The 12,784-nt window shown below is 51.7% G+C and carries 9 protein-coding genes and 1 pseudogene; 8 read left to right on the forward strand and 2 right to left on the reverse strand.

What is annotated here, in order from left to right; translation table 11 throughout:
* Nucleotides 1-51 precede the first annotated feature (51 nt).
* The 5 genes from PVOR_RS05785 to PVOR_RS05805 all read left to right on the forward strand — a co-directional run bounded on the left by PVOR_RS05785 (nucleotide 52) and on the right by PVOR_RS05805 (nucleotide 7,162).
* Nucleotides 52-1,743, forward strand: coding sequence for an extracellular solute-binding protein (locus tag PVOR_RS05785; RefSeq protein WP_006208174.1), 1,692 nt, complete (start codon nucleotides 52-54; stop codon nucleotides 1,741-1,743).
* A gap of 172 nt (nucleotides 1,744-1,915) precedes the next feature.
* A complete protein-coding gene (locus PVOR_RS05790) occupies nucleotides 1,916-2,806 on the forward strand; it encodes an ABC transporter permease (protein WP_006208175.1) in 891 nt (296 codons plus the stop codon).
* A 21-nt stretch (nucleotides 2,807-2,827) separates the two neighbouring features.
* Complete coding sequence (locus tag PVOR_RS05795) at nucleotides 2,828-3,706, forward strand: carbohydrate ABC transporter permease (RefSeq protein ID WP_006208176.1); 879 nt, start codon at nucleotides 2,828-2,830, stop codon at nucleotides 3,704-3,706.
* 39 nt (nucleotides 3,707-3,745) lie between these two features.
* Nucleotides 3,746-5,818, forward strand: coding sequence for a beta-galactosidase (locus PVOR_RS05800; protein WP_006208177.1), 2,073 nt, complete (start codon nucleotides 3,746-3,748; stop codon nucleotides 5,816-5,818).
* A 288-nt stretch (nucleotides 5,819-6,106) separates the two neighbouring features.
* Nucleotides 6,107-7,162, forward strand: a complete 1,056-nt coding sequence (locus tag PVOR_RS05805; RefSeq protein WP_040680251.1) for a glycoside hydrolase family 53 protein — start codon at nucleotides 6,107-6,109, stop codon at nucleotides 7,160-7,162.
* A 78-nt stretch (nucleotides 7,163-7,240) separates the two neighbouring features.
* Here PVOR_RS05805 and PVOR_RS05810 read toward each other — a convergent pair whose 3' ends face one another.
* Nucleotides 7,241-7,708, reverse strand: a complete 468-nt coding sequence (locus tag PVOR_RS05810; protein WP_006208179.1) for a MarR family winged helix-turn-helix transcriptional regulator — start codon at nucleotides 7,706-7,708, stop codon at nucleotides 7,241-7,243.
* A gap of 213 nt (nucleotides 7,709-7,921) precedes the next feature.
* Between PVOR_RS05810 and PVOR_RS05815 the strand changes: the two genes are divergently transcribed.
* The 3 genes and pseudogenes from PVOR_RS05815 to PVOR_RS05825 all read left to right on the forward strand — a co-directional run bounded on the left by PVOR_RS05815 (nucleotide 7,922) and on the right by PVOR_RS05825 (nucleotide 11,362).
* Complete coding sequence (locus PVOR_RS05815; protein WP_100086469.1) at nucleotides 7,922-9,244, forward strand: MFS transporter; 1,323 nt, start codon at nucleotides 7,922-7,924, stop codon at nucleotides 9,242-9,244.
* Nucleotides 9,245-9,346: 102 nt separating this feature from the next.
* A pseudogene (locus tag PVOR_RS05820) lies at nucleotides 9,347-10,082 on the forward strand (ABC transporter ATP-binding protein).
* Between the two features lie 14 nt (nucleotides 10,083-10,096).
* On the forward strand, nucleotides 10,097-11,362 hold the full coding sequence (locus PVOR_RS05825) for an ABC transporter permease (RefSeq protein ID WP_006208183.1): 1,266 nt from the start codon (nucleotides 10,097-10,099) through the stop codon (nucleotides 11,360-11,362).
* Nucleotides 11,363-11,442: 80 nt separating this feature from the next.
* Here PVOR_RS05825 and PVOR_RS05830 read toward each other — a convergent pair whose 3' ends face one another.
* The gene (locus PVOR_RS05830) at nucleotides 11,443-12,720 is read right to left on the reverse strand and encodes an NAD(P)/FAD-dependent oxidoreductase (RefSeq protein ID WP_006208184.1); all 1,278 of its coding nucleotides are present in this window, start codon (nucleotides 12,718-12,720) and stop codon (nucleotides 11,443-11,445) included.
* Nucleotides 12,721-12,784: the final 64 nt, after the last annotated feature.

Below are 12,784 nucleotides of genomic sequence, written 5' to 3' on the forward strand. Positions count from 1 at the left end.
CCTCTATAATTAAACATGTAATCCATAAGGTGGTAGAAGGGGGATTTAGATATGAGTGATAGAAGGAAGAATTGGCTGCTGCCAACCCTGGCCGCGTCTATCTTGCTTGCCGGAACGCTGGCGGGATGTTCGGGCGGTGGCAGTGAGCCGAAATCGGAAGCAGCACAGCCTGCCGAACCCAAAACTGAAAACGTCTACAAAGACAAATATGATCCTGAAGTTACGATTACAACGGTATGGGGCGTCGATCCGACGCTGCAATTCAAGAATGGGGAAACCATTGAGAACAACGTGGCCACGAAGTGGGCCAAAGAGAAGTTTGGCATTAACATCAAATCGCTGTGGTCCATTACGGACACCAATGGCGCTTTTGCAACCAAGCTGCGTCTGGCGATGTCTTCCGGACAGGAAATGCCGGATATTGTAACGCTCGGAACGGAGAATCAGCAGCTGGCTCAGGATTTAATCGATTCCGGTATGTTTGCTGAGGTGGGGACATGGTTTGACCAGTATGCATCGGACAATTGGAAGAGCGCGATGAGTCTGGATTCCAACGTGTGGAATCAATACAGCCGGGACGGAAAACGCATGGGTATCCCAGTGCTGGACTTTGCCTATAATCATGACTACGTGTTATGGATCAGGCAGGATTGGCTGGACAAGCTGGGCATGGGTGCACCGAAGACGATGGATGAGCTTGAGAAGGTGATGGATGCCTTCAAGAACCAGAATCCGTCGGGGCTTGCCCCGGATAAAGTCACACCGCTCAGCATTGGCTTTAAGACGTCCATGAACACTTGGATGGGAGATCCGTCCTGGATATTCGGCGCTTACGGAACGCTGCCGCAGCAGTGGAACGTGGCCGAGGACGGCAGTTTGGAGTACGGCTCGGTCAACGCAAGCATGAAGCAAGGCTTGAGCAAGCTGAACGAGTGGATGAATAAAGGGTATATTCCGAAGGAAGCCGCGCTGTGGGATGAGAACAAGACAGCGGAGCCGGCAGTAGCCGGAACCGCCGGGATTATTCCGGGGCCTTATTGGATGAGCGGCTGGCCGCTGCTGGATACGGTGAAAAATGCGCCGGAGGCCGTCTGGAAGCCGGTGCAGATTCCGACGGGGCCGGACGGTACGGCGATGCGTCATGGAACACAGTATACGAATGGCGTTACGCTGATCCATAAAGACATGGAGCATCCGGAAGCGTTCTTTACGTATCAGAACTATCTGTTTGATAACTTTGCCGTGTCCAAGGAAGGCGGCGAATTTGCCAACGGTCTGTTCGAGGGTTATGATTTTGAACTTGATGCAAACGGCGAAATGGTGCCGAATGATGAAATCCAAGGCGGTTACGTCAACGTTGTCCGCTACTTGCTGGTCCGTGACGGAGCCCGGATTCCCGATGAACAGATGAAGGCGCTTCTGAAGCTGGCAAAAGGCGGGAAGCCGGAGAGCCGACTGGAGAAGGATGTAGCGGTAAACTACGGCAAGGATACTCCAGCCGCCGCGGAGGTGCTGTTATCCCAAGAGGAGATTTCCAAGAAAGACATGTTTACGGGACCCGTCACGGCAACGATGAAGTCGAAATGGGATTACCTGACAAAGATCGAGAACCAAACGCTGAACGAAATTATTTACGGCAAGCAGCCTGTTGAATCGTTTGATCAATTCGTGGAGACGTGGAAAGCCGGGGGCGGTGAACAGATTACGAAAGAGGTTAACGACTGGTATCAAAGCGTGAAATAGTTTATATCTGATCTGTATGAAGGGCGGCCTGCCAAGGCCGTCCTTTTTTCAATGAGGGACCCTTCCCAAACTGATTGATATCGTGCCATGAATATTGGTTTTGTGGGCTACTACGGCTCTTGGGACGGGCCCTATAATCAAGAGGTAGATTGATTTAACGGGAGGATCTTGGATGAAGAGGATAAAAAAAACATGGCCTTTCCACGTTATGCTGCTGCCGGCCCTGATCTGTCTGTTCTTGTTCAGTTATTTGCCGATGGGCGGCATCATTATGGCCTTTCAGGACTATAAGCCGTGGGAAGGCGTTGGCGGCTCTGCGTGGGTGGGCTTAGATAACTTCCGCTATTTGTTCGAACGACAGGACAGCATGCAGGTCATATGGAACACATTGGTCATCGCGGTGATGAAAATTGTGTTCAATCTGCTCATCCCGTTTGTATTTGCCATTCTGCTGAATGAAATTCGCAAAACAGCGCTTCAGCGGAGCATTCAGACGATGGTTTATCTGCCTCACTTCCTGTCCTGGGTCATACTGGGCGGCATTCTGATCGAAATGCTGGCTGTGGACGGTTTTGTCAATCGGATTCTGGCGGCGGTTGGATTGGACCCGGTCTTTTTTCTCGGCGACAATAACTGGTTCCGATTCACGGTGATTGTGTCAGATGTATGGAAGGAGTTTGGCTACAACACGATTGTGTTCCTGGCTGCACTGGCAGGTGTTAGCCCGACCTTGTATGAAGCGGCGGAAATGGATGGGGCCAATCGTTTGAAACAAACGCTGCATATTACCATCCCTTCGATGATCCCGATCACGATCGTTGTCGGAACATTGGCGCTTGGCAACATTTTGAATGCCGGCTTTGATCAAATCTTCAACCTGTACAACCCGCTGGTGTACGAAAAAGGCGATATCATTGATACGTTTGTGTACCGGACGGCTATTTTGAACGGGGAGATGGGGTTCGGAACGGCTATTGGATTGTTTAAATCGGTCATCAGTATGGCCCTGATTCTCGTATCCTATCGTCTGGCCTACAAGTGGGCGGGGTACCGTATATTCTAGTTACGTGAAAGAGGGAGAGCCATGTACCATAAAACGATGCAATACCGGATATTCAATGTGTTTAACACGTGCCTGCTTGTCTCGCTGGCCATTCTCTGCATCATTCCGCTGCTTCATGTGCTGGCGATTTCATTCAGCTCCAAAGCAGCTGCTGATGCCAGTCTGGTGGGTTTATGGCCAGTCGATTTTTCACTTGAGGCTTACAAGAAAACGATCAACAACCCGGCATTTCTGCACTCGATCTGGGTTTCCATTGCCCGCACCGTATTGGGAACCGCTCTGACACTCGCTGTAACGTTTCTGGCCGCATATCCGCTGTCCAAGGACAACCGAGTCTTCCGCAGCCGCAGCATTTATTCCTGGCTGTTTGTGTTCAGCATGGTGTTCAACGGCGGGCTGGTGCCGTTCTATATCGTGATTCAGAAGCTGGGATTAATCAATTCGTTCTGGGTGCTGGTGCTGCCGAGCACCGTGAATACCTTCCTGGTGATTCTGATGCTGAATTTTTTCCGGGGGATCCCGAAAGAGCTGGAGGAAGCGGCTTTGATTGATGGAGCGGGTCATTTCAAAACGCTGTTTAAAATCTTTTTGCCAATCTCGCTGCCTTCGATTGCAACCATTGCGCTGTTCAGCATGGTGTTCCATTGGAACTCATGGTTTGACGGGCTGCTGTATATCAACAACGCCAAGGACTTCCCATTGGCTACCTTCCTGCAGACAGTTATTATTCAGCGGGACATGAGCTCAATGAGCATGAGCCCAAAGGAGATGGAGATGTTGTCCCAGACAACGGTGAATGCCGCGCAGATATTTATCGGCGCAGCGCCAATCCTGCTGGTGTATCCGTTTTTGCAGCGCTTTTTCGTTAAAGGAATGACGCTGGGTTCTGTCAAAGAATAAGAGTTGAGATCATATCAGGAAACAGGAGGTTCTCGTAACATGAAGCAAACGTTTGATCCGATCAGTCCGCGCGTTCCGCATATGCTGCATGGCGCAGATTATAATCCGGAGCAGTGGCTCCGTTATCCCGAAGTGCTGGAAGAGGACATCAGGCTAATGAAGCTGGCGAACTGCAATGTGATGTCCGTTGGTATATTCTCTTGGGTTTCATTGGAGCCGGAGGAGGGGGTATTTACGTTCGACTGGCTTGACGGTGTATTGGACCGTTTTGCGGCCAATGGCATTTACGCTTTTCTGGCTACGCCAAGCGGCGCAAGACCGGCCTGGATGTCGGAGAAGTACCCGGAGGTGCTGCGCGTAAGCGAAGGGCGCGTTCGGAACCTGCACGGCTTCCGGCATAATCATTGTTATACTTCGCCTGTATACCGGGAGAAGGTTCATACGATCAACATGAAGCTTGCGGAGCGGTACGGCCATCATCCTGCGGTCATCGGCTGGCATATATCCAATGAGTTTGGCGGCGATTGCCATTGCGATTATTGCCAGGAGGCATTCCGGACCTGGCTTCACGATAAGTACGGAACACTGGATGAGTTGAATCATGTCTGGTGGACCGCATTCTGGAGCCATACGATTACGAAATGGAGCCAGATCGAATCCCCGGCGCCTCATGGAGAGACGCAGGTTCACGGAATGAACCTGGACTGGAGACGGTTTGTGACGCATCAGACGGCCGATTTCATCCAGCATGAGATTGAGCCACTCCGCAGGATCAATCCCTCCCTTCCGGTTACAACCAACCTGATGGAGTATTTTGAAGGGCTGAATTACTGGAAGTTTGCCGATTTGCTGGATGTGGTATCCTGGGACAGCTATCCGACCTGGCATGATCGTGGCGGGGATGATGCCGCTCAGGCGGCCCGTGTTGCCATGATGCATGATATCATTCGTTCGATCAAAGGCGGACAGCCATGGATGCTGATGGAGAGCACGCCGAGTCTTACGAACTGGCAGCAGGTGAGCAAGCTGAAGCGGCCGGGAATGCATCTCCTGTCCTCCATGCAAGCCATCGCCCATGGATCGGACACCGTGCAATATTTTCAATGGCGCAAGAGCAGGGGATCAAGCGAGAAGCTGCACGGCGCTGTCGTGGATCATGTCGGTCACGAACACACGCGGGTGTTCCATGATGTGGCTGAGGTCGGAGAGATTCTCAAGAAGATGAATGCTGTGGTCGGAACGGGCGTTCCGGCCGAAGCCGCGATCATTTTTGACTGGGAGAATCGCTGGGCGATCAACGATGCGCAGGGTCCGCGGAATATGGGGGTCAAATATGAGGACACCGTGCAGGCGCATTACCGGGCATTGTGGGAGCAGGGAGTTCCTCTTGATGTCATTGATATGGAGCAGGATTTTGCCCCTTACAAGCTGCTGGTCGCGCCGATGCTGTATATGGTCCGGCCGGGAGTGGGCGAGAGGATTCACCAATTTGTGGAGGCGGGCGGCACGTTTGTTGCTACGTACTGGTCCGGCATCGTGGACGAGAATGATCTTTGTTTCCTGGGCGGTTTTCCCGGTCCGCTCCGAGAGACGCTTGGCATATGGTCGGAGGAAATCGACGCCCTGCATGATCATGATGTTAATGGGATTGTGACGAATGCCGGGGGCGGACTTGGCCTTGCGGAAATGTATGATGCCGCTGAGCTGTGCGATCTGATTCATCTGGAGACGGCCGAAGCGTTGGCCGTTTACCGATCTGATTTTTATGCCGGGCGCCCGGCGTTGACGGTCAATCTGCTTGGGAAGGGTCGAGCCTATTATATCGCTTCCCGCAACAAGGAGCCTTTTCATTCGAATTTCTACAAGGAACTCGTTGAACAGACCGCCGTTCGGCGGGCATTGGCCGCGAAGCTGCCTTCCTGCGTAAGCTCATCCATTCGCACAGATGGAGAGTCGGATTATATTTTTATAATGAACTTCTCGAACGAGCCAAGGCAGGTTGCATTGGATGGGGCTCGGTACAGCGATCTGGTCTCAGGCGAGGCAGTGGGTGCGGAGCTAGAACTGGCGCCTTATGGCGTGAAGGTGATTACGCGCAAAGTGAATGGTTAATAAACCTTAATTCAATTAGATCATCTAGCGTATCACCTTAAGGCAGGTGTCGGCATGCTGGCACCTGTTTTATTTATATTTTCGTCCACGGCGATATCGGCATGTGATGCACTTCATGTTGGAAGCCCGTACGGTCCAAAGAGGCTGAGGCCAGTCAGCTTCTTTGGACTGAATTGATTTTACTTGAAAAAGCACCGGAAATGTTGGGATTATGCCCTGTGGCTTTGTTTGGGTAGCGCTTACAATAGGGGTGTCACTGCGCAGTGAACGAATAACGAAGGGGGTATGATGATGACCGGGGATACGAAAGGAGTTCTGTTCAGGATGTTTCTTTGTCTATCGATGCTTGCGTTATCATTCGGTTTCACGGGTAACGGCTCGGCTGAGGCGGCGCCGGCTTTTGCCAAAGGAGCCGACATCAGCTGGGTCACCGGCATGGAGGCTCAGGGGTATAAATGGAAGGATAAGAATGGGATTCAGCGCGATATTCTCGACATTTTGAAGAATGATTACCAGATTAATTCTGCGCGGATTCGAGTCTGGGTCAATCCCAATATGAATGATTACATGAACGGTTATCTGAATGCGGAAAAAGCGGCTGAGCTGGCTCTGCGTGCCAAGAACAAAGGCATGAGCATTATGCTCACGCTGCATTACAGCGATTCCTGGGCCGACCCGGGGCAGCAGAACAAGCCGTATGCCTGGCGCAGCTTCACCTTCCAGCAGCTGATGGATGCGGTCTATTCCCACACCGTGTACGTGATGAACACCATGAAGAATAAGGGCGTGACGCCGGATTGGGTACAGGTTGGCAACGAAACCAACAACGGAATGTTATGGGAGGACGGCAAAGCTTCGGTGAACATGAAAAATTATGCATGGCTTGTCAACTCGGGGCATAATGCGGTTAAGTCCGTCAGTAGCTCGACCAAGACCATAGTCCACTTATCCAACGGCTACGATAATGAATTGTTCAAATGGAACATCGGCGGCTTGATCAGTAACGGTGCGAACTTTGATATTATCGGCATGTCACTGTACCCGGAAGCGGGCGACTGGTCAACGAAGGTGGATCAGACCATCACCAATGCCAAAGACATGACCGCTAGGTATGGAAAAAGCATCATGATCAGTGAAATCGGCATGGATTACAGCCAGCCGGTTGCTGCCAAGAGTTTTATTCAGAGCATCAAAACCAAAGTGCGCGGATTACCAGGAGGAACGGGGCTTGGAGTATTTTATTGGGAACCGGAAGCTGCACCGGGTTACAATGCAGGTTATAACAAGGGGACCTGGCAGGCGGATGGGAAACCGACCCTCGCACTGGAGGGATTCAAAGACTGAGTATAGCTAAACACGATTTCAATAAGAAGAACCCTGATTCCGAAGTCAAGGAGGAGGGTTCTTCTCTTCGTTTTGCACTTACTGTCGTACGATCAATTGCGCCAGCTCCGCATGTTTTCCCATTTTGGCGAGAAGGCTGATCAGCTGCTGCTTCTCTTCTTCGTTCAGTCCGCCAAGCGCATGCTGGATGTGCTGCTCATGTATGGGGTACAGCTTCTGCATCAATTGCTCTCCGGTAGTAGTCAGTTCGGCGTAGATGACTCTCCTGTCCTCGGGACAGGGCCTGCGGCGAACATATCCTTTTGCGACCAGCTTATCAACCACATAGGTGACATTTCCGCTTTGCAGAAGCAGCTGTGCCCCGATCTGCTGGATAGGCTGGCGGCCTTTGTAGAACAGCACCTCCATTACGGCAAAAGAGGTGGGGTTAAAGCCTTCGATTTTGCTGCCATTCACGACATGTTCGTTGACGCTCTTGAATGACTTGGCAAACACCCGATACAGGTGCATAGCAAGCTGTGTATCGCGATCATGTAATACCTTCATACATTCTCCCGCCTTTGATATGGACTCATGTCCTGAATTACTTCAAATCTAAGATTACGCTTAAATGAACAATTTCAACATGTGATTTGTCACAATGCTGCCGAAACATTTTCATTCTCCAGCTCCGGTATCAACTACGCCTTAAGCCTGATACGTTCCCTGAATGCCGATTCTATAATGAAATTATTCGAATGGGAAGAAAAGGGTGGGAGAATGAATCAAGTACAAACCGTAGAATCAGAGGGATTTAAACCGCTGCTCCGCAATCGGAACTATATGTTGTTGATGGGGTCTCAGCTGGTGTCCAACATGGGCGAATGGCTGTATATCATCGCGCTCCTGACGCTTGTCGGATTGAAGTGGCAAGCCGCGCCATGGGAAATTACCGCTATGACGTTATGCATGGCGCTTCCTGTTCTGATCGGAGGACCGATAGCAGGCTGGATCGGCGACCGGTATGACCGGAAAAAGATCATGGTCATTTCGGATGTTGTGAGAGTCTTCATTTTGCTGGGAGTCTTGTTGGCGGGAAATTTAATTCAAATTTATGTTCTGCTCATCGTTAAGGGACTGATGGATGTTCTGTTCTCTCCTGCCAAGAGCGGCAAAATTAAAGAAATTGTAGATCCTAAGCATATCGATCAGGCGGTTACGATCAGTTCTTCGATTGAGCAAATGTCCAAAATTATCGGGCCGTCCTTGGGCGGATTGCTGATGGCTCTGTTCGGCATACAGTTATGCTTCATCATTGATGCAGGCGCTTTTGTGGTATCGGCGCTGCTTCTGCTCGGTGTTCCAGGCCGAAAGATCGTTAAACAAGAAGGCCTGACCGGGGAGTCGCACCATGGAGTGCGGGCTGGTCAGGGCGAGCAGAAATCCTTTTTGAAGGAGATCGGTGAAGGGTTGCAATTGATTTATGGCATCCCCCTGCTGCTGGGAGGAGTTGTTACGATATGTGCAGTAGTGCTGGTGCTGCAGATGGCCGACTCCCAGATCGTGACCCTGTTCCGGCTGATTCCTAATGTATCGGAGGATCTGCTTGGTTACTGTATTTCCGCCAGCGGTTTAGGTACTTTAATCGCAGCCATGTTTGTCCGCAAGCTGAGCTGGAGCACTCTTGCCAAGATGGGCGCCGGCGCTACCGCAGCCGGTCTGGTCTTCGCCGTATGTGCCGTAGTTGTAGTGACAAAGATGCCGCATCTGCTGCAGAGCGTGGTGCTGTTCGGTTCATTCTTTCTGGCGGGCGCTGGTGGAGGATTCGTGCTGGTTCCTTTCCAGATGCTGCTCATGAAAAGAACGCCGGAGCATATGACCAGCCGTGTATTCGGAACGGTCAACAGCCTTACAAGCGGCGCGGCCATTGTCGGACCTACTATCGGTGGTGCGCTTATCACGGGAATCGGCGCTGTTCCAACATATATTGTTGCAGGACTCGGAACTGCTGCAGTGGGAGGCGTACTACTCCTGTTCAAGGGAAGGATTGAAAGAAAGGACGAAGCCTCTGCCGTCCTTGAACGCAGTCCCTATGGTACCTGAACCCTCGACAATGTAAAACCACAAAGAAAGTTTCGGTGCTTGCAACTAATCCTTGTCCATCTGCGTAATAATGGAAATAGAATGAATGGATGGGGTGTTAGGATGCAGGATAGGATTCTGGAGAACATTCGCGGGGCCGAGCCGGTGCTGGAAGTAGACATTCAGGAAGCCGGGTACGAACCTGGCCGACCCCGCATACACGAAATATCGTTTCAAGTGGTTCCCGGTGAACTGCTCGGCTTGATCGGGCCGAACGGTGCCGGAAAGAGCACAACCATCAAGGCGGTGTTAGGGCTCTTGAAGGACTGCAAGGCTGATGTCAGGATTGCGGGTGATCCTCCCCGATATGCGTACGTACCCGAGCAGCCTGTGTTCTACGAGGATTTAACGCTGTGGGAGCACTTGGACCTGGCGTGCTGCTGCATTCGGAATGGATGACAACCATTTCGAAGAGCAGGCCGAACAGCTTCTTCGGCAGTTTGGAATGGAGACTGTACGGAACGAACTGCCGGGAGGTTTCTCCAAAGGGATGAAGCAGAAGATGATGCTGATGATCGGCTTCCTCTCCAAGCCCGATGTCTATATTGTAGACGAGCCGTTTATCGGTTTGGATCCGCGGGCTACTCGCGATTTTTTGAACTTATTGCTGGAGGAGAGACGCCGTGGTGCCGGTGTGCTGATGTCTACGCATGTGCTGGACACCGCAGAGAAGATTTGTGATCGGTTTGTGCTCATATCCGCGGGCCGGATTGTTTCCGAAGGCACGCTATATCATCTCCGTGAGGCCGCGGGACTTCCAGGCGCATCGTTGTTTGACTGCTTCGATGCGCTGACATGAGGGAGGGGATGGGTATGAATCGCTCACAGCAGCTTAGCCATCCGGGGGCGCTCTTCTGGAGAAGGGTGCTTGCACATTGGACCTATCAACGTAAAAGCTTGGCGACCGTGGTTGATTGGATCGTGATGCTCTACATTCTGATTCCAGGCCTGCTTCTGGGAGGCGGGTTATACCGTGAGTTGTGGACAAGCCCCCTTCCAGGGTGGGCACAGTTCCTGCCCCTCCAAGCGGTGGTTGTCATCCTGCTCTTTATGTTCTCCGGCCGAGTGCTGCTGTTCCTCGAAGAGGCTGACGTATTGTTTCTCCGCCAGCAGCGGGAATGGATGAAGGGGCTGCTGATCAGAGGCATGGCATACAGCCATGCTATGTCAGCGCTAAAGGGACTGTTGTTTACCCTGCTTGCCCTGCCAATCCTGGTCAGGGAACATGAAATTACCGGGGGTACCTTGATAACCTTGCTGGTGATTACGGTTGTCTGTGCCTGGTGTACGAATCTATGGGCCGGGATGATTCGCTCAAGCTGCAAAGGGTGGCGGCAGCACCTGTTGATTTATGCGGTACGCTGGCTTTCCGTTGGATTACTAACGCTGCTTGTATCCTTGTGGCTTGAGGTTTATGCAGTCTTATGGACAATCGTCGTCATTCTGCTGATTGTATTAATTCTTCTGAGCCGCAGGCGTCTTGCCATGCATGGAACCTTTATGGCGGATACAAGGGAGGATGCCAGGACCCGCATCCAGTTGACCGAGAAGCTGCTGGTTCAAGCTGTCGGCAAACCGCCGAGTGTGCGAAGCAAGACCTGGTTTATGCGCAAGTCCGGCCGGTTGTTCAAGGGCACAGCGGAGAAGAGGCTTGCCGATGCAGGGTTAAAAGCGATTTTGCGTCACCCTGAGAGTTTGACATTATATATTCAGATTACATTGGTTGGCATTCCGGCCGTATGGCTCCCGCCGTTAATCATTAAAATCGTTGTGTATATCGCGCTTGTGCTGATGATATCGTATTGGCTCAATACACGGTGGGCCGTGTTCGCGAAGGCTGAATTTATGCACGTGCTTCCCTTTACGAATGAACAGCACCGCTCTGCGGGTATTCTTGCCGTTAGAACGCTGCTTGCTCTCCCGGCATTTTTGTATTCCCTGGTGGCAGGGCTCACGCTGTTTCAGGGGGGAGTCGGATGGCTGGCCGCGCTGGCATTGACGGCTGCGGCAGTCATGATCGCACCATCACTGATGTCATGGCCGATGTACAGGGAGGATAAGCATCAGCAAGATGAATAAAAGCGCGCCAGTATGACCCGGGTAGGAAAGGGCATACTGGCGCGCTTCGTGCTTTATTCGTAATTTCCAATACCATTGGATCAGTTCTTGTTATACGCTGCCGCTTCCGCGGCGTGCTTGCCCGCCGTATAACCCGTTGCGAACGCCGCCGTGATATTATAGCCGCCGGTGTATCCATGAATATCCAAAATCTCGCCGCAGAAAAACAGGCCTGGCATGAGCTTGGATTCCATGCTTTTCGGCTGAATTTCCTTAAGGCTGACGCCGCCTCCGGTCACGAAGGCTTCCTTCAGCGACCGGGTGCCTGAAGCTCGGAACGCAAATTTTTTCAAAATGGTTGCAAGGGACGTAAGTGCAGTTCTGGATAAACCGCTGCAGATCATGTCACTGTCGATAGATGATTTGGACAGCAGCAGCGGAATCATGCGCTCCGGCAGCATACCCTTAAGAACGTTTTTAATACTCTTTTTGGGCTCAGCCTCAAAGCGCTCCTTCAGCTCGGCCTCGATTTCGGCCTGCGAGCGATCAGGAAACATGTCAATTGCCATATCCACGTTCACGATTTCGAACTTCCGTTGCACCTGGCGGATAAATTGGCTGCAGCGCAGAGCGATTGGGCCGGACACCCCGAAATGGGTAAACAGCATATCTCCCCGATGAGCGATCACTTTTTTCCCTTTGGGATTCCAGACGGACAGCTCAACATCACGCAGCGACAAACCCTGCAGCTCTTTGGATGCGATGAACGTCTCGGTTGAGACGATAGGGACCTCAGTGGGGTACAGCTCAGTAATGGTATGGCCAGCTGCTTCCGCCCAAGGATAACCGTCCCCGGTCGAGCCTGTTTGAGGAACGGACTGACCGCCTGTGGCTATGATGACACAGGAGGATTTGATCACTTCCCCGGATTTTAATTGAATTCCAGCCGTTTGGCCGTTCTCGAACAGAACGCTTTTAACCGGACTGTTCGTCCGGATATCGGTTCCGAGCTCCTTCACTTTGCCAATCAAGGCATTCACTACGCTGGATGCTTTGTCCGTCACAGGGAACATGCGCCCATTGTCCTCTTCTTTGAGCCGGATGCCGAGTCCCTCGAAGAAGGCCATGATATCCCGATTGTTCCAGTGCTGAAAAGCGCTATATAAAAAACGACCGTTGCCCGGGATGTTGGCTATCAATTCATCCTGTTCCTTGGCGTTTGTCACGTTGCATCTTCCACCGCCTGATATGCCCAGCTTGCGGCCCAGTTTATCCCCTTTATCAATCAGCAGAACGGAAGCTCCTCTTTCTCCTGCAGCTACGCAGGACATCAATCCGGAAGGTCCACCGCCGACGACAATAATATCATAATCAAGCATGTTTGCTCATAGCTCCTTTGAGGTTATATCAATGAATAGATGAATCTTATTATAATTATATAGG

Origin of the sequence: Paenibacillus vortex V453, from assembly GCF_000193415.1 — a bacterium.
GTDB classification, from domain to species: Bacteria; Bacillota; Bacilli; order Paenibacillales; family Paenibacillaceae; genus Paenibacillus_AQ; species Paenibacillus_AQ glucanolyticus.

Coding starts and splice junctions, on each gene's coding strand:
- PVOR_RS05785 (WP_006208174.1), top strand. CDS start 52: ATGAGTGATAGAAGGAAGAATTGGCTGCTGCCAACCCTGGCCGCGTCT.
- PVOR_RS05790 (WP_006208175.1), top strand. CDS start 1,916: ATGAAGAGGATAAAAAAAACATGGCCTTTCCACGTTATGCTGCTGCCG.
- PVOR_RS05795 (WP_006208176.1), top strand. CDS start 2,828: ATGTACCATAAAACGATGCAATACCGGATATTCAATGTGTTTAACACG.
- PVOR_RS05800 (WP_006208177.1), top strand. CDS start 3,746: ATGAAGCAAACGTTTGATCCGATCAGTCCGCGCGTTCCGCATATGCTG.
- PVOR_RS05805 (WP_040680251.1), top strand. CDS start 6,107: ATGATGACCGGGGATACGAAAGGAGTTCTGTTCAGGATGTTTCTTTGT.
- PVOR_RS05810 (WP_006208179.1), bottom strand. CDS start 7,708: ATGAAGGTATTACATGATCGCGATACACAGCTTGCTATGCACCTGTAT.
- PVOR_RS05815 (WP_100086469.1), top strand. CDS start 7,922: ATGAATCAAGTACAAACCGTAGAATCAGAGGGATTTAAACCGCTGCTC.
- PVOR_RS05825 (WP_006208183.1), top strand. CDS start 10,097: ATGAATCGCTCACAGCAGCTTAGCCATCCGGGGGCGCTCTTCTGGAGA.
- PVOR_RS05830 (WP_006208184.1), bottom strand. CDS start 12,720: ATGCTTGATTATGATATTATTGTCGTCGGCGGTGGACCTTCCGGATTG.